This window comes from Janthinobacterium darwini, assembly GCF_051380905.1.
Lineage (GTDB): Bacteria > Pseudomonadota > Gammaproteobacteria > Burkholderiales > Burkholderiaceae_D > Janthinobacterium.
Genome location: NZ_JBNYXX010000001.1, coordinates 1554267 through 1570126 on the forward strand (window position 1 = coordinate 1554267; position 15860 = coordinate 1570126).

At 56.5% G+C, this 15860-nt stretch carries 14 protein-coding genes and 3 pseudogenes; 10 read left to right on the plus strand and 7 right to left on the minus strand.

Annotated features, from left to right (window positions below; translation table 11 throughout):
- Positions 1 to 62: 62 nt before the first annotated feature.
- A complete protein-coding gene (locus tag ACQ4WZ_RS07215; protein ID WP_076567848.1) occupies positions 63 to 419 on the minus strand; it encodes a hypothetical protein in 357 nt (118 codons plus the stop codon).
- A 107-nt stretch (positions 420 to 526) separates the two neighbouring features.
- Between ACQ4WZ_RS07215 and ACQ4WZ_RS07220 the strand changes: the two genes are divergently transcribed.
- The gene (locus tag ACQ4WZ_RS07220; RefSeq protein ID WP_436572957.1) at positions 527 to 772 is read left to right on the plus strand and encodes a hypothetical protein; all 246 of its coding nucleotides are present in this window, start codon (positions 527 to 529) and stop codon (positions 770 to 772) included.
- On the opposite strand, the pseudogene ACQ4WZ_RS07225 reads toward ACQ4WZ_RS07220, so the two are convergent.
- Positions 745 to 1161 (minus strand): annotated as a pseudogene (locus tag ACQ4WZ_RS07225) (IS30 family transposase); the annotation flags it as partial. The gene ACQ4WZ_RS07220 and the pseudogene ACQ4WZ_RS07225 overlap by 28 nt on opposite strands.
- A gap of 609 nt (positions 1162 to 1770) precedes the next feature.
- Between ACQ4WZ_RS07225 and ACQ4WZ_RS07230 the strand changes: the two are divergent.
- The 9 genes and pseudogenes from ACQ4WZ_RS07230 to ACQ4WZ_RS07270 all read left to right on the plus strand — a co-directional run.
- Positions 1771 to 3597 carry a patatin-like phospholipase domain-containing protein gene (locus tag ACQ4WZ_RS07230; protein WP_436572958.1) on the plus strand — a complete coding sequence of 609 codons (1827 nt, stop codon included), beginning with the start codon at positions 1771 to 1773 and terminating at the stop codon, positions 3595 to 3597.
- Between the two features lie 12 nt (positions 3598 to 3609).
- Positions 3610 to 5805, plus strand: a complete 2196-nt coding sequence (locus tag ACQ4WZ_RS07235; protein WP_436572959.1) for an AAA family ATPase — start codon at positions 3610 to 3612, stop codon at positions 5803 to 5805.
- Complete coding sequence (locus tag ACQ4WZ_RS07240) at positions 5802 to 6743, plus strand: HNH endonuclease family protein (RefSeq protein ID WP_436572960.1); 942 nt, start codon at positions 5802 to 5804, stop codon at positions 6741 to 6743. The genes ACQ4WZ_RS07235 and ACQ4WZ_RS07240 overlap by 4 nt, the downstream gene beginning before the upstream one ends.
- Positions 6744 to 7181: 438 nt before the next feature.
- Complete coding sequence (gene tnpA, locus ACQ4WZ_RS07245) at positions 7182 to 7478, plus strand: IS66 family insertion sequence element accessory protein TnpA (protein ID WP_436573865.1); 297 nt, start codon at positions 7182 to 7184, stop codon at positions 7476 to 7478.
- A complete protein-coding gene (tnpB, locus tag ACQ4WZ_RS07250) occupies positions 7478 to 7699 on the plus strand; it encodes an IS66 family insertion sequence element accessory protein TnpB (protein WP_436572961.1) in 222 nt (73 codons plus the stop codon). Before tnpA ends, tnpB begins: the two co-directional genes overlap by 1 nt.
- A 21-nt stretch (positions 7700 to 7720) precedes the next feature.
- Positions 7721 to 8269 (plus strand): annotated as a pseudogene (locus ACQ4WZ_RS07255) (transposase domain-containing protein); the annotation flags it as partial.
- Positions 8270 to 8530: 261 nt separating this feature from the next.
- Positions 8531 to 9220: an SH3 domain-containing protein gene (locus ACQ4WZ_RS07260; protein ID WP_436572962.1), complete on the plus strand. Its 690-nt coding sequence runs from the start codon at positions 8531 to 8533 to the stop codon at positions 9218 to 9220.
- A gap of 449 nt (positions 9221 to 9669) precedes the next feature.
- Entirely contained in the window at positions 9670 to 9942 is a 273-nt protein-coding gene (locus ACQ4WZ_RS07265) for a hypothetical protein (RefSeq protein WP_436572963.1), read from the plus strand.
- Positions 9915 to 10260, plus strand: a pseudogene (locus ACQ4WZ_RS07270) (integrase core domain-containing protein); the annotation flags it as partial. The gene ACQ4WZ_RS07265 and the pseudogene ACQ4WZ_RS07270, both read left to right, overlap by 28 nt.
- Positions 10261 to 10353: 93 nt before the next feature.
- Here ACQ4WZ_RS07270 and ACQ4WZ_RS07275 read toward each other — a convergent pair.
- From ACQ4WZ_RS07275 to ACQ4WZ_RS07295, 5 genes are all read right to left on the minus strand, one after another.
- Positions 10354 to 12102, minus strand: coding sequence for a putative bifunctional diguanylate cyclase/phosphodiesterase (locus ACQ4WZ_RS07275; protein ID WP_436572964.1), 1749 nt, complete (start codon positions 12100 to 12102; stop codon positions 10354 to 10356).
- 16 nt (positions 12103 to 12118) lie between these two features.
- Positions 12119 to 13453 carry a sensor domain-containing diguanylate cyclase gene (locus ACQ4WZ_RS07280; RefSeq protein WP_133990962.1) on the minus strand — a complete coding sequence of 445 codons (1335 nt, stop codon included), beginning with the start codon at positions 13451 to 13453 and terminating at the stop codon, positions 12119 to 12121.
- Positions 13450 to 13839 carry a PAS domain-containing protein gene (locus ACQ4WZ_RS07285; protein WP_436572965.1) on the minus strand — a complete coding sequence of 130 codons (390 nt, stop codon included), beginning with the start codon at positions 13837 to 13839 and terminating at the stop codon, positions 13450 to 13452. The genes ACQ4WZ_RS07280 and ACQ4WZ_RS07285 overlap by 4 nt, the downstream gene beginning before the upstream one ends.
- 119 nt (positions 13840 to 13958) lie before the next feature.
- A complete protein-coding gene (locus ACQ4WZ_RS07290) occupies positions 13959 to 15218 on the minus strand; it encodes an AMP-binding protein (protein WP_436572966.1) in 1260 nt (419 codons plus the stop codon).
- On the minus strand, positions 15215 to 15820 hold the full coding sequence (locus tag ACQ4WZ_RS07295) for a TetR/AcrR family transcriptional regulator (RefSeq protein WP_133990966.1): 606 nt from the start codon (positions 15818 to 15820) through the stop codon (positions 15215 to 15217). The genes ACQ4WZ_RS07290 and ACQ4WZ_RS07295 overlap by 4 nt, the downstream gene beginning before the upstream one ends.
- Positions 15821 to 15860: the final 40 nt, after the last annotated feature.

Consider the following 15860-nt stretch of genomic DNA (forward strand, 5'->3'; position numbering starts at 1 on the left):
ATCGATCAAAACGCCCCTGCACTCAATAAGGCGCTGAGCGGACGCTTACGCTGATCTGGACATCAAAAGCATGAATTCTGGTTGAACCGCTTGCCAACCGATCGCACCAAGCCGGTAGAAGGTTCGATATTAAACACCACGTAGCGGCGCTGCGGGCAGACCAGTTCCAGCGACTTCTTGCTGCATTCGAGCATGTCGGTCTTGCGCGTGCCTTGCGGGGTAGATACCGAGACGTCCCGGTTGATGTAGGGACTGCACTCGAAGCCCTGTTCCGTGGCGACCTTTCTGGCCGCGTCCATGGTCAGGCCGACCGCGTGCAGCTGGTCCACTTCGGCCGCCAGCGTGGCGTCGGAAACGCGGGTGAGGGCGCAGCCGGCCAGTAACGCGCAGGCCAGCAGTGGCAACATCAAACGTAACATCGTCTTTTTTCCTGGCTTTGTAGTCGAGCTACGCAGTGTACTGGAAGAACCCTCGCACTGTACGCCGCCGTACCGTGCGCCATCGTCGCGTATTCGATAGTGATGGGATGGATATCAAGAAAACTCCGCGCACCGATGCCCGCCATGCGTCGATCGTGCGCCAGGGCCTGGAATGGGCCCTCACTTACGGCCAGCGCAGCGCCGCCGCCTTTCTGCTGGTGCGCAAGGTGCCGCGCCCGGTGGTCGAACGCATACCCATCAGCATGGACGGGCGCGGACGAGCACTGGTGGTGGTCAGACAGTCTAGACGGCGCTGGGAAGACGCTTACGTCCTCGCAACACTAGACTGTTGAACAAATTTTAGGTATTCGTCCAGTACTTCTGCCGGGGTCTTCCAACCAAGCATTTTCCGGGGTCTAGAATTCAGTGCATTGGCAACAGCCTGGATTTCTAGAGCGTTCCACCGAGACAAGTCTGTACCCTTTGGGAAGTACTGCCGCAATAGGCTATTCGTGTTTTCGATTGTGTCGCGCTGCCATGACCTATGCGGGTCGGCGAAGAGTGCCTTCACCCCGCACTCGACCGTGAAGCGGGCATGATCTGAAAGTTCTTTGCCACGCCCCCCGGTCAATGACTGCCACAAAAGGGTGGGCATGTCCGTCACGGTATTCTTGAGCGCATTAGCCATCGTGACAGCTCCGTAGTCAGCCAACGCGGGGCCATTTTTCGTCCTAGGTACGATCATGCCGGACAGTTGGATCAACCTACACCGTGATCAAGAAGAGTGGGAGCAAGGGTATTGAGGTGGCTGATGCTCGTCTCGCGGCGCAAGCTTATTATGATGCGTCAGTGGAGGGGCGGCCGTTTGTTATCTGCAATTTCAGTCACACATCGTGCGTGATTGCTGACACGCGGCGCGTTTCGCGACTCGGACGCCTGGAAAAGCATGTGATCGTGACTTGTGACGATGGGGGAGAATTCATGCGCTGTTTTAATCAATTGGTTCACGAGCGCTTCATGTTACTAGGAAGAGTAAATATATGACGATACCCATCGTGTACGTTAAAGTTTCGGAAAGGAAACCGTTGAAATACGAGCGACGAGCGCATGGACAATAGTATGTAAAAACGATTCTGAATTCAGGACCGTGAGTCCACACGTTCTGACGGGTACCTTGACGGAATACACTGCGTGCGCGGAGTGCATCTTTCTCGCTAACAGATAAACGGATGATTGCATAATTCGCCAATCGCAACGACTTATCCCGGTCTCACGTGTATGTGGTGATAATTTGAGAGCATTGTGGCAGGGTTTTTATACCATAATGTCGTTCCCAAATAAAAGGATGACCATGAGTAAATTCGTGCCGGATGAATGTGACCTCGTGATGGAAGGTGGCGTGACTTCTGGCATCGTCTATCCTAGTTTCGTCGCAGGCCTATCCCGACGTTTTACGTTGCGCTCGATCGGTGGCACCAGTGTTGGGGCGGTGGCTGCCGTAGCGGCAGCTGCGGCGCAATTTCGGCGCAATCGTGATGGATCGAAGGATGGTTTTGATCGGTTGGCAGACATTCCTGTCGAACTACAAGAGGATCTCGATGGTAAGAGTCGTTTGTTTTCTTTATTCCAGCCTTGTCCTGACTTGAGGAGGCACTTCGGCGTCGTTGCCGCGTCTCTAAACCGTGGCGGCAAAATTACGAAGGTGGTTCATGCGTCAATTTCATTGATCGTACGCTTCTCCTTGGGCAGTATCTTCGGAGCTGTAGTATGGTATCTCAGCTTTTATACCAGTCGATTATTGTTAGGGGGGCAAGCGTCATTTGCGCTGTCGTTGCCTGCGATGGTCTGGTTCGGAGTCAGCTTGCTGTCGTGCATTTGGCTTGGCGCGCTGCTTGAGTTCATCGCCACCGGCTGGATCGGACTACGCAGGAACCGCTGCGGGATATGTCCGGGCTTGCGTGAGAGCAGTATTAGCCCACCCGCGTTGACGGAATGGCTGCACGGCCTAGTGCAGGACATTGCCGGTCTCGCGTCCGAGGTACCTTTGACCTTTGGTAATTTGCAGACATCTGAACCTCCGATTGATTTGGCGTTAATGACGACAGGTGTATCGGAGCTGCGGGCCCATCGACTGCCGCACGACAGCCGTGATCTGGTCTTTCGCGCCTCCGAGTTTCGTCGGCTTTTTCCTGAAGATATTGTGGCGTGGATGATTGCCCATTCTAACCATGCTTCCCATAGCGAGCAAACACAAGCCTTGCTTGACGCGGCCGACAATGGAGGGGCAAGCGACCATTACTTCCTTCCGGAAGCTGATAAGCTGCCGATCCTGGTTGCCGCACGCATGAGCCTAAGCTTTCCCGTATTGTTGCAGGCGGTGCCGTTGTTTCGTATCCGTGAAAGTCAAGACGGATCGCCGGGGCCATCACTTTGCCGGGTTTGGTTCTCGGACGGCGGGCTGACTAGCAATTTCCCGATCCATTTTTTCGACGCATTGTTGCCGGTTCGGTCCACGTTCGGTATTACGCTGATGAACGACTTTGACTCGTCCAAGCCAAACGAAGAGCGGGTCGTCCTGCCCGTCACCAATAATCATGGCGTTAGCCCCTCCTACCTGGTTGTGGACGAGGTGGATGGCCTGCCGTCGCCGTTTAAATTAGGTATGGGCATTCTTCAAACCATACGGACTTGGCGCGACGAAGCATTGAAGCGCACGCCCGGTTACCGTGACCGCCTGGTGCAAATTCATCACAGCAAGGAAGAGGGCGGCTTAAACCTTAATATGCCCACAGAGTCGATAGAGCGCATGCGAGACAGTGGGATACTTGCGGCGGACAAGATCATCGCTCGTTTCCAGTGTGACGATCCTGCCAAGAGCGGCTGGTTAAACCACCGCTGGGTACGGATGCGCAGCGCGGCGGCGTTGTTGCAAACGGCGCTAAGGCCGATGCAGGCCGCTTTAACGCAGCAGCGTCTCGCGCCTTCGTACGCAGAAATGTGGTTGGTCGAAGGCGCGTCCGCGCAAAACGCTTATCCACTCAACCGTAGTGAGCGGGAGGCCGGCCACATCTTGTGGACCAGCATTATTGGTGTCGATGCGGAGGTTGGAGGCATCGACCTGTCTGCAACTGCGCCTAGGCCCGAACCTGCGCTAGTCGTCGCACCTAAACAGAATTGAAACGGAGTGCCGATGCACAAGAATAATCGTAATGTTGTGCCGAAGCCGGAGCTGCTAGGCTCCCAGCACAGACAACAAGATTTGGAGGAAATTTACCGCCATTTCATGTTGCCGACGGGAGAGCGTCACCGTCGTCGGCCACCGTACAACAGCAAGGTCATCGAGTATGATCACGGACTACGCACGGCTTTGCGAGCCGTGTTTCACGGGAAATGTGCCTTTTGCGAATCCTGGCTAGGTACGGATGGGGGCAGAGTATGCCACTTGCGCCCACCTTCCAATGCTGCCACTTCCCACGTCAACAACAGTAGTCCGGACCACTATGCCTGGCTGGCCTACGAATGGCGCAACTTGTTGTTGCTTTGTGCGCAATGTGAAGACATGAAGGGCAACCTCTTTCCTGTGGATGGGCCGCGAGCGTTACCACTGACGACTTGGAGCGAGGCGGTGGCAGCCGAGAATGCGTTGTTGCTCGATCCCTGTATTGACGAGCCATGGCGACATCTTGCGTTCACGGTAAACGGGAAGGTTTATCCATTATCGCGGCGTGGCGAGGCGACCATCGATTCACTGAGGCTGAACCGACCGAAATTGCTTGAGACACGTGCTGTCGTGTTTGAAAAACTTACCGCGCTCGCGCCAGAGGCCACTGACCATACCGTCAATACGTTGCTGGATGTGACGCGGATTCATTCCGGTGCACTGAGCACCTTTGCGATGGGTGTCTGTCGCGCTATCGCGGCAATGCGCGGCATAAAGTTGCCGCTCGGATATAAGCTACTTGCTCAGACTTTGACCATTGCGCGAAACATGGTCAACAATGACGAGTGGTTACGGGCAATGCACACGGGCGACGAAATGATCGCAGCGCCCTATCTATCCCAGTTTTATTCCGTCTCGGGGCCTGTGCCGGTGAAACGCAGGATTCACCGAGAGCAGCCCCTGCTTGAGAGCATACAGATTGAGCACTTCAAGGGTATCGATGAGATCGAGTTGAAGGTGAGCGGCGACCGGCATCGGCGGTCCAAGGAGGCACCATGCGCTATGTTGCTGGGTGAGAATTCGGTCGGGAAGAGTAGTATCCTGCAGGCGGTTGTGATGACTTTGATGGACGGGGCGGATCGCAGGGCACTCAAGTTGCAGGAGGAGGACTTCCTCAGCCGAGATTCGGGAAGCTGGCAGTTGACTGGAGGTGCGACACCGAAGGTGACGTTACGTTTTGAAGGTGGTATGCAAGCGCGCCTGCGCTACCATGAATCTGGCCGACATCTTTTCGAGATCAAAAACGACTTCCCCTTTACCATCTTGGGATATGGTTCTCGTCGATTTTTTGTTGAGCGAGGTGCGAGGCGCAAGGGCGAGCGCGTGAACAAGACGCTGTTCGATCCGTTGGCCACATTGCCAGATCCGAGTCTCTGGTTACGTTTCATTGACGAACATACCTTCGATGCGGTGGCGCGCGCGATGCGGGACGTGCTTGCCTTACGCGACGAGGACAGTATCCTGCGCAATGAAGACGGTAACGTGTTGGTAAGAGCGCATGGTCGTGAAACCCCGGTCGAGCGAATGAGCGATGGTTATCGGTCTTTGTTCGCGATGGCCATCGATATCATGCGCAATATGCTGGAAGTGTGGGACAACCTTGAGTATGCCCGCGGCCTCGTATTGATCGACGAGATTGAAACCCATCTGCACCCGCGTTGGAAGATGCAGGTGATGTCCGCGTTGCGCCAAGCCATGCCGCAGGTGCAGTTTATCGTCACCACCCACGACCCGTTGTGCTTACGCGGCATGAAAAATGGTGAAGTGCACGTACTCTACCGCGATAGTGTCGGCCAAGTTCAATTGGTTGAAGATCTGCCAGACATTGAAACTATGCGCGCCGAACAGATTCTCACGTCGGACTATTTTGGCCTGTGGACCACGGCGGATATGGAGCAGGAGACAGTGCTGATGCGCCTTGCTGCGTTAGCCGGGCGGCCCGAAGGAAACCTGAGTGTGAGCGAACGGTATGACCGTGACATGTTGTTGGCGCAATTCAGTGGGATGCCTGTGATAGGTAACAGCCCGGATCGCCAAATATTGGCTGAGGCGATGACCCGGCATTTGCGTAATGTGGATTCTGCTCGGTCGGGTGACCACTCTGTGATGCGCGAGGACGCGATCGACCAGATCGTCGGTGTACTGGAAAGGGCCATGCGTCCATGAGGTATGTCGATCGCAATACCGTTGCTGCGCCCGCATCGCTGACAGACGCCGACGGTGCAGGTATGAAGGAACTGGACAAGGCCAGACTGCACTACATGCAGCCAGGTACTGGTAGCTACGACTTTAGGGCATACAAGGGCGAAGATGTGGTAGCGGCGCTGCGCGAATTATTCAAGAAGAAATGCGCCTATTGCGAGAGCAATTTCGAGGCCGTCTCACCCATCGATATCGAACACTATCGCCCCAAGGGCGGGGTGAAAGGCGACAATGCCCATCGCGGCTACTGGTGGTTGGCGGCCGAGTGGGAAAATTTGTTGGCGTCTTGCATAGACTGCAATCGCGAACGATATCAGCACGTGGGCATGGATGGCATGACCCAACGTGAGTTGGATGCCATTGCCCGCATTCTGAGCGGCAAGAAGGATGCTTTTCCTATTGCGGGAGCGCGTGCATGCTTGGAGGGGGACGATCATGCACTCGAAGATCCACTGCTGATTGATCCAACGCGACGTGACCCAGACCGGCATCTTATCTGGGAAGAGTTGAATTATGCGGATCAACCAAGTGCGCTGAGTATAGTAGCGCCGCGGGTGGGTGCTGGCATGTCAGATCCCTATGGCGACGAAAGTATTGCGATCTACGGGCTGAATAGGCGTGGCCTAGTGGAGCGGCGCACTGCGCTAATGCTGCTCTTGAAGACTGAGGCGGCCCGAATTGAAAGTTTGGTGAACGCTTCGGCGGCACTTCCCGATGCGGCTTTGGATCCATTCCTCACAATAATTGACAATGATTTTCGGAATTTCCGTTCCCATGCATTGGCGGAACGTGAATATTCGGCCTGCGCTAAGGCCTTTATTGACGCTGCCAGCGTTGCCATTGTCGATCGTTTGAAAGAGTTGAAGGTCAGACTTTGTGCATCTGATAATACGCATGTATAGTCGGATACCTGACGGATATCAGGAATCAAGTCACGTCCGGAGAATTGTTTGAAGCAACATTTTTAACCCATGTAAACTAGGTTTCCGTCAGCGGGTTTAGACTCAATGGCTTTTTGCGAGCTGATGGTTGTTGAGTTCCACCATAGGCTACTGCCTGTGGGCATGGGAGCCATGCTGAGCCGCCAGGTTCGACAGAGGGTGGGAAGGAACGTAAGCTGTCGATCGACAGACGCCGCTTAGGTTAGCTGGCTGGTTCGGGCAGCCTTACGGACGCTACCTCTGGATCTGTATCCAAATCGATTCCTATCAACAAAGTGACTGGAACTGCTTTTGCGTATAAGTGCCATTAAAGAGTAAGCGGCCAACCGGCCCACCTATGAATTCGTAATCGGCCTCATCACACTGGCACGTTCGGTGATTGCGGGAAGACAGATAGTGGTGAATTCAGAACGAGAGAGGGTCTGGCAGGAACGCTTGGTGCAATTGCGAGCGAGCGGCTTGTCGCAGCGTGCATTCGCACTCAAACACGGTATCCCTATACGGCAGGTCGGCTACTGGGTTCGGCGACTAACAGGCGCCCAAGTGGCGTCGGCGCCAGCACTGCCGCCGGTGCGGGTTGTGCCGGTGCTTGCACCAGGAGCGCCGCTCAGCCTGCGCAGCGCGCAAGGCTGGACATTGACGCTGCCGAGTAATGTGCCTGCCAGCTGGCTGGCCGAACTGATGCGAGCGCTGTGATGCAGGTGTCCGCCGAGGCGATCTGGCTGGCGACGGCAGCGGTCGACATGCGTACCGGTATCGATGGGTTGTCGCTGCACGTGCAGCAGGTGCTGGGGCGCCCGCCATGCGACGGCACCGCCTACGTGTTCGCCAACCGCCGTCGCACCCGCCTCAAGTTGGTGTGCTGGGACGGCACGGGCGTCTGGATGTGCCTGCGCCGACTGCACCGTGGCCAGTAGTGCACCTGGCCGCGGCCTGACGAAGCCGCGCAGCAGCAGGCCAAGCTGGCCGAGAAGAACTTCAAGATCACGGCGCTGACGCACGAACTGGTTTATTACCGCCGGATCCGCTTCGGCAAGGCCAGTGAAGCGCTCGTCGGCGAGCAACGCCTGCTGTTCGAAGAAACGGTTGACATGGACCTGGCCGCGATCGAAGAGGTACTCGAACGCCAGGCGCTGGCCAAACCGTCACGCAAGCGTGCCGGCCGCCAGCCGCTGCATCCGGAACTGCCGCGCATCGAGCACCGCCATGAGCCCGAATCGTGCCAGTGCGGCCAGTGCGGCGCCGACCTGGTCAAGATCGGCGAAGACGTCAGCGAGCAACTGGACGTGGAGCCGGCGCGCTTCTTCGTGCACCGCCATATCCGCCCGCAGTACGCGTGCCGTCCGTGCTAGACGGTGACGGCGGCGCCTATCCCGCCGGCCGTCATCGATGGCGGCATGGCCGCCGTCGGCCTGCTAGCGTGGATCGCGGCCTGCAAATACCTCGACCATCTGCCCTTGTACCGGATCGAACAGATCGCCGCGCGCTAGGGCGTGTCACTGGCCCGCTCGACCTTGGCAGAGTGGATAGGGCGCATCGGCGGTTTTTTCTACTCTTTCCTGAGCCATTGCCCACTTCTCAAATAAAAATCTTACGATTGTGTTGCGCCGCCACAAAAAATATACATACAAACCTGCGCTAGATCAATGTGCGGACCAACCCCCCCCCCCCCTTTAAACGGCATTCCCGACTGTTCAACTCCTTTTTTGCACCTTAGGATGGAGCGTGCATATTCTCTGGAGGCGGCGATGTACGAGATACGGTTTACCAAAGGAACGACCAACCTTCGTTCAACGCCGTTCGCGGGCGACCACGACAATGTCATTGCGACGCTGCCGGCGCAGCACCCTGTTACGATTTTGAGTAATGGCGGCGATGCCGGCACCGATTGGCTGCTTGTGTCGAGCGTATTCGAAAACAAGAATTGGCATGGATATATCGCGGAAAGCACTTTAACGCCAGGCAATGGCCTGTACGAGCCATCGCGCACCCAACCCAGCCTGCCGCAGCGCGAAGCCTTGCTGCTTGACCCGGATGCTGACGGGCTCAAGTCACATCTCATGATTTCCAAGCCTTCCGGCAAGACGCCAGGTACAGAGGCCCTGGCTTTCAAGCGCTCCCGCCGCGTCGAAACGTCGCTGATCGATATCTTCCAGCCTTCCTTGGGGAAGATTTACCTCGACAAGTCAGACACGCCGCTGTTCGAGCAAAGCGGAAATTTCGAATATTTCTACTGGCATTGGATGGGTTTGTGGAATAACACCATTCCCGACCCCGCCGACGCGGCAAAGTTGGAGACCTTTGTTGTAGAAGGCAATTTTTCCTACCCCAAGATCAATCTTGTAGCGATCCAAGTGCTAACCCTCTGGTGTCGCAGGCTTCTGCGGACGCGTTGCAGTTATATCGCCCTCATCCTGGCAGTGCATTTCAGTACCTGATGTCAAGCATAGGTATGTTGGTTGCTTGTGTTATCCATCTCGCGACTGAGTTTTGGTTGCTGCGACCCTGGCTGAAGCGGCTGATTGCCCGGAGTCATTCGCCGTCTGCACCAAGGCCTTGGTAAGGAGACCGACATGGTAACCAGGGTATTTGGAAAGGGCGTCGAACCAGGTGGGATGGATCTCGACGATGAGCGCTTTGAGGCGGAGTGCCCGGCATGTTCGCATGAACGGGCCAGGTATCACAGCTGGGAAAGCGCCGAGTCTGGCACGATCAATCAACACTGGAGCGTTTATTGCCCCGCATGTGGTTATTCGTTACCAGATGAGGGGGAGTGCTAAATAGATTGTCTCGTTTGCTTGTTAAAGGAGCGAGGCGTGTGTAGATGAGGGAGCACCATCATCCGATGGGATGCCGGCGTTCCCTTTTGTTTTTGGTGGAGGACATCATGCAAAACGATGGAGAGATAAGGACCGGAAAGCGGCGGCGCTCTTTGGTCGAAGTTGAAGAAGAACGGGTTTGGGTGAGTCTATATCGGCGCGCGGCAGATCCGATGATTGCTGCGGAATTGGTGGCGCATCTGGAGAAGAGCGGTGAATTGCGATTTCAGCATAGTGGCCTGTATCTGCGCTGCAAACATGTACTGCGAAGGGAAAAGGTGCGTCAGATACACCTGCGCAAGATTGGTGCTGGTATCGGATCTATCGCGAACTGGACCTGAACCTGCGCATCAAGCCACGTCGTCGGCTGGTGCGGGAAGAACCGTTGCCGCTCGGAGTACAGCAGCTCCGTGACCTTAGCCTGGGCGGCCAAGCGTGGCATACGCATCAACTTTATCCAGCCTGCCCAGCCGCAACAGAATGCCACTGTTGCACGCTATAAGCGCACGGCGCTCTACGATTGCTTGGCCCATCACCAGTTTGAAACGCTCGATGAGATCCAGGATTTTGCAAGCCGCTGGCTATGGACTCACAATCACGACCGGCCCAACACGGAATTTGGCGGCATCGCGCCGAAACAGAAACTCGCCTTGGTCATTCAATTTCGACTGTTAGCGTGCTCTAAAAATGGGGGGGGGAGTACCGTTCGTCATGGCGGGGGAAGGGCAGTGGTATACGCTGTACTGTTTAAACTAAGCCATTTCACTTAACCATTCCTCAATTGCGTCTCCGGAGATAGGCCGACTATATAGATAGCCCTGGCCCTTGTCGCATCCCTGGGAGTAAACCACGGCTGCTTGCTGTTCAGTCTCTATTCCTTCCGCGACAGTATTCATGCCCAAGCTACGCGCGACTTTCACAGTTGCCTCTATCAAAACTTCGTGATGGAGGCTGGTACCGACCAAGGTAACAAAGGAACGGTCAATCTTGACGGTATCGACGGGCAATAGGTGCAGGCTCGATAGCGAGGAATAACCGGTTCCAAAATCATCCAGGGCAAGCTTGACCCCAAGCGCTTTCAGGCGGAGTAACTGTTCTTGGATATCTTTCCCCTGGGCCGCCAAACTTTCGGTAATCTCCAACTGCAATTTGTCTGGCTCCATTCCACTGGCGGAAAGAATGACATTCACCTTGTCGCATAAATCGTCTTGGCTCAGTTGTGCGCGTGATAAGTTGACTGCGAGCAGCCGCGGCGCTCGCGCTCCCAATCGTTGCTTCCAGCGTACAAAATCGCGGCATGCCATTTCCAACACTTTTTCACCGATTGCACCGATCAGGCCACAGTCCTCGGCGATGCCGATGAACTCCACGGGACCGACGACTCCTCGTACCGGATGTTGCCACCTTACCAAGGCTTCGACGCCGGCTGCCGGGTCAAATTTTCCGCCCGCCAGGAGTCCGACCACAGGTTGGTATAAATTATATAATTCGCCTCGCTCTATTGCATATCGGAGATCGGTTTCCATGCCTCCACGCCGCAGCGCATCTTCGCGCATCTGCTGGCGAAATACCTCAAAACGGTCTCCTCCTTCGGCCTTGGCAATGGCCATGGCTATCGCAGCGTCGCGAAGCAGATCATCAGCATCACAGGCTTCAGAGTTCAGCACCACTACACCGGCGCTGAACGTGCATGTGAGCTCATGATTCCCAATGATGTAGGGTTTGCTCAGGCGGTCGAGCAAGCGCGCAGCAATGCCTGATACGACGCCAGGATCAGCGAGTCCATCCAATAGCACTGCGAACTCGTCACCCCCCACTCTTGCTGTCAGCGCAGTCGAAGTGCGCCTTCCAGGTAGCTGGCCAAGCGATCTCAGCGTCGTGCGCAGGCGTTCCGCCACAAGAACAATGACCTGATCTCCGACCTCATTGCCTAAAGTGTCATTAATCTGCTTGAAGCGATCAAAGTTGACGAACAGCACCGCGCAATAATCGCCACTGCGGGCACGTGCGCGCTGCGTCATCGCATGTAACAATTCCAGTGCGCCCGCGCGATTGGGCAACTGTGTCAACGCATCCAGCTTTGCTGCACTCGCGAGGCGACTAGCCAGTATGCTTTGCTCCCGGACTACCTCATGGGTCGCGTCCAGCAATATTGCCATTAAGCGATTGTCATCAATCTTGAGCAGGCCTAATGACAGTACTGCGGGACTTTCAGGATGATGTCGGTGATTCTCATTGACCGCGACCCGCATGCTTTCGCAGATCAGTCCTTGCTCAGGTGTGAAGTTGGTGCACAGGCGCAGCAGACCCGGTGCATACGGCTGTAGCACCTGAAAAAAATTGACAAGATCCCCGTCCAGAGAGAGCGGCATCAGCAATTGTGAAGCCATAGGATTGAGCATCTCTATACTGCCGTCTTTTTGCAGCTGTATGAGGGCAACAGGAGCACGATACAAAAACTGTATCAAGGCCTCATAGGCACTGTCATTTTCACCGCTCATGGCCTACTCCTAAATGTTATGTAGGAAAATCAGCTGCATCAGTGTCAAAGAATGCGACTTGGTTTCGGCCTCCGCGTTTTGCTGCATACAGGGCTTGATCGGCGCGTTTCATCAGCCCGTCGAATCCCGTCAGGCTATCGTCCATTGCCGCAACGCCTATGCTAATAGTGTATGCGATGACATGCTGTTCATATATGGCGGGAATGCGTTGTACCTGGGCCCTTAAGCGCTCCGCCACCGCCATTGCATCGGCCAGATCCACAGAGGGTAAAATCACCGCAAACTCTTCGCCTCCGATACGCGCCAGTACGTCAACCTGTCGACATACGCTCTTCATTGTGGCTGCCAGATGGCACAACACTGCATCGCCTGCCGGATGACCGTACTGGTCGTTGATTGCCTTGAAGTGGTCGGCATCGAGCATGATCAGCGACACCGGCCGCAAGGCGTTTTTGCGGCGCAGTAGCTCCAGATCGGCAGCCTCGAAAAAAGCACGGCGGTTTGACAGGCCGGTGAGGTGGTCGCAATATGCTGCCTTGCGAAGATTCTCGCTGGCATCACGCTTATCTGAAATGTCCCGAAGGATCATGCAATAGGCAGCTTCTTCATCGTTGAACTGAATGGGCTGAGAGCTCTCATCGATACGGATGGGCAGTGGCGAAATCATTGAACTGCCCCAGAATTCGCTGCCGTCGGCGCGTAGCCTCGCCCCCTCATCCAAAGCCCAGCCGTTCTCGTCTGCCTCCCGCAAACGGTCCAGTTGTTGTTCTGGGATAGTAGCCTCGGAGGGGTAAAAAATGGCATATGGCTGCCCCTTGATGCTCGGTGTATGGCCAGTTACCCGGCCAATGCTTTCATTCCAGGATTCGATGCGACCTCGCTTGTCCAAGCTAACCAAGGCGTAGTCGGCAATATTGGTCATGATCGCGTTAAGCCAGGCGTCGGTCTTGCGCAGCTGTCGTTCGCGCCTGTCCTGCATGGTGATATCGTTCAGTACCGCCATCATCCGCTCCGCATCCAGCTTCAGCATACTCAACGAGAGCACCTGCGGGCCGCTGGCCGCGCCGTCCGCGTGCAGGTACAGCCGAGTTGCATCGCAGATTTGGCCATAGCTTGCACTAAACTTGCTGCACTGCAGTTGCAGGTCTGGTGCAACCGGCGCGAGCGCATCGAACAGGTTGGTCAGTTCGCCATCTCGGCTCAGCGGCATCAGCAGTTGGGCCGAAAGCGGATTGAGCATGATGATGGTACCGTCCGACGAGAGTTGAACCAGGCCGACCGGCGCCATGTACAGAAACTGAAGCAATGCTTCGTATTCCTGAGATTCCGTAGAATGGCTGAGGTTGCTCATAAACGGTGCACCAGGACGTAGGATAGTTCGGCCGCCGGATCCGACAGCAAACGCAGCTTGACCCTTGTCGGCCGCATGCGTAGTGTCAGCACATAGCTGATCGTGTCGTCCAGGGCTTGCCCGCTTTCATACGCGTCCGCAAATCGCTGCGCGACGAGGAAATTGTTCATGCACGGCGCGATCACCGTGAACAGCTCCTGCTGCAGCACGCGCTCGACGCCGAGGCCCGCCGCCTTCGATTCGAAGGTGTTGTAGCGCTGAACCCGACCGTCCCTTCCGAAGCCGATGACACCAAAGTCGAGCGCATTCAGCGCGGCTTCATCCATCGTCTCCAGGAGCATGGAGACGCCAGGCTGGTCAAACTGTATTTCTGCTTGCATGTTCATTGTTGGCTGCTCCTGTACGTATCGCAAGTGGATCTCTGTTGTCGTGTTAATCACGCTGTATCGGGTATCCACGCCTCACTCAGTAGCGCGTCCATACGAGCGTCGCTTGGTCATCTATATTACGCTTCGTCTGCCCAGGGGCCATCGCTGATGATCCAGTCGCTTGGTTTGCCTTGCCGGTTCACCGGCAGAGCGGCGCCGACGGTGAACGACACAGGGCGCGCCGCAGGTGGCAAGCGCTCCCTGACCCAGGACGCCAACTGGTCCGGCAGGCGCTCGCTTCCGCCGAAGTGCGCGGCCACCACGAACGCCTTCAGCCGCTGCCCTTCGTCTGCACGCATCAGCCGCACGTGGGCCTCGCTGACGCCATGATGGCGCTTGAGCACCTCTGCCACCTGCGCCGGATAAACGTTCTTGCCACCGACCTGCACTGCCTGGTCGCGCCGGCCCACGGGTACGAAAGCATTCTCGCCCTGCCAGTCGATCTGGTCCGGGCAGTCGCAGCGCAGCTCGGTGCCGTCCGGCGCCTGGCGCACCAAAGTGTCGCCGGACGCGGAGCGCCGCCAGTGGGGCAGCAAGACATAGGGCCGGCGCGCATCGGTGCGCCAGCCCACACCCGCGCTTTCGCTGCTACCGTATACTTCTACCAGAGACAAGCCGGACGCCGTCAGTTGCAGCGCCAGGTCGGGCGGGCAGGGCGCGGTCGACGTCACGCCCGTAACACCACTGGGCCAAATGGGGGCGTGTCGGGCAACGGCGGACCAAAGTTCCGGGTAGCCGATGATCACGTCCCCGTCCGTGGCCTGCGCGATCAACTCCATTGGGAGCATATTTCTCGCATCGACCAGCGAGGCGCGCACCGGGCCGCATGCCAACGGGAGTAGCACGCTGAACAGGAAGCCGTAAATGTGATGCGCAGGAACGGTATATAAGACGCGCCGCGCAGGCGCCAGTTGTGCTGCGAAAAAGCACGCCTCTTGCCATAGCATGTCGAGGTTGTGGGGGCAGGACTTGGGCACGCCGCTGCTGCCGGAGCTTGTAAAGCTCAGCGCGGCGCTGTACTGGTCCAGGCCGTTACTGGCGCAGGCGATCCACTGCTCGAGCGTGGTGCACCCCAGCAACGCCTGGTCGGCGCCACTCTCGTGCAGGTGCAGGCAAGCGGACAGCGCCGTCGCAAGGGTGTAGCGCTCCAGTGAATCGATACCCAAGTCAGCTTCCAGCTTCAGGCCATCAGCCCACGGCAACGACGGCAAACCGGCGCTCCCGCGCCGCATCATGAGCAATTCAGCATGCATGAGGTCCGATACAAAACGGCGCAGCAGCGCCCAGTCGTGCCACCAGTTGGCGCAGCGCGGGTAGGGCGCTTGAGTCTGTTTCACTTCAAGCCTTCAAACGATACTTTGAGCATATGGCGGATGATATCGTCAGATTCCATCTTGCTGTATTTCTGTAAATACTCGACCGCAGGGTCACAGGTCCGAGCGTAGTAGCTGAATAGTACAACGTCTGTGGGCAGTTCGCGGTTCAACTGCCCCTGCTGCTGCGCCAGCTTGACCAAGGCCTCCAGCTGCCGGTTCAGTTTCATGACGCGCAGCATGTACTTCACATTGCGGATCAACATGTCGCGCACGTGCGGGCTGGTCGATGGCAGAAACGGCAGTCCGCCGTCCAGGCGTACCCGCAGCGCCCACTCCAGCAGGGATGACAATTTCTGCAGCGGACTGAGTGAGGTGTCTAGCGCGGCGACATAATCGAGAGCGCCGTCGAGCAGGCGTATCAGCGCCTCACCGACTAGCTCTTCCTTTGATTTGAAGTGCTTGTAAAGGCTGGGTTTGGAGATGCCCACCATGCCGGCGACGTCATCCATGGTCATCAAGTCATAGCCTTTTTGGCTCAGTACCGCCGTCGCGGCATCCAGGATAGCGTTCTCGCGCAGCTTAAATGCTTGATTTTTAAAGCTTAGTCTTGGGATGATACTCATTGGTAAATTTCCGATACTAATCAGTAGCTTTTGTTGTTCG

Excerpts from the sequence above, each read along its gene's own strand:
- ACQ4WZ_RS07215 (WP_076567848.1), bottom strand. The coding sequence starts at position 419 with ATGTTACGTTTGATGTTGCCACTGCTGGCCTGCGCGTTACTGGCCGGC.
- ACQ4WZ_RS07220 (WP_436572957.1), top strand. The coding sequence starts at position 527 with ATGGATATCAAGAAAACTCCGCGCACCGATGCCCGCCATGCGTCGATC.
- ACQ4WZ_RS07230 (WP_436572958.1), top strand. The coding sequence starts at position 1,771 with ATGAGTAAATTCGTGCCGGATGAATGTGACCTCGTGATGGAAGGTGGC.
- ACQ4WZ_RS07235 (WP_436572959.1), top strand. The coding sequence starts at position 3,610 with ATGCACAAGAATAATCGTAATGTTGTGCCGAAGCCGGAGCTGCTAGGC.
- ACQ4WZ_RS07240 (WP_436572960.1), top strand. The coding sequence starts at position 5,802 with ATGAGGTATGTCGATCGCAATACCGTTGCTGCGCCCGCATCGCTGACA.
- tnpB (WP_436572961.1), top strand. The coding sequence starts at position 7,478 with ATGCAGGTGTCCGCCGAGGCGATCTGGCTGGCGACGGCAGCGGTCGAC.
- ACQ4WZ_RS07260 (WP_436572962.1), top strand. The coding sequence starts at position 8,531 with ATGTACGAGATACGGTTTACCAAAGGAACGACCAACCTTCGTTCAACG.
- ACQ4WZ_RS07265 (WP_436572963.1), top strand. The coding sequence starts at position 9,670 with ATGCAAAACGATGGAGAGATAAGGACCGGAAAGCGGCGGCGCTCTTTG.
- ACQ4WZ_RS07275 (WP_436572964.1), bottom strand. The coding sequence starts at position 12,102 with ATGAGCGGTGAAAATGACAGTGCCTATGAGGCCTTGATACAGTTTTTG.
- ACQ4WZ_RS07280 (WP_133990962.1), bottom strand. The coding sequence starts at position 13,453 with ATGAGCAACCTCAGCCATTCTACGGAATCTCAGGAATACGAAGCATTG.
- ACQ4WZ_RS07285 (WP_436572965.1), bottom strand. The coding sequence starts at position 13,839 with ATGAACATGCAAGCAGAAATACAGTTTGACCAGCCTGGCGTCTCCATG.
- ACQ4WZ_RS07295 (WP_133990966.1), bottom strand. The coding sequence starts at position 15,820 with ATGAGTATCATCCCAAGACTAAGCTTTAAAAATCAAGCATTTAAGCTG.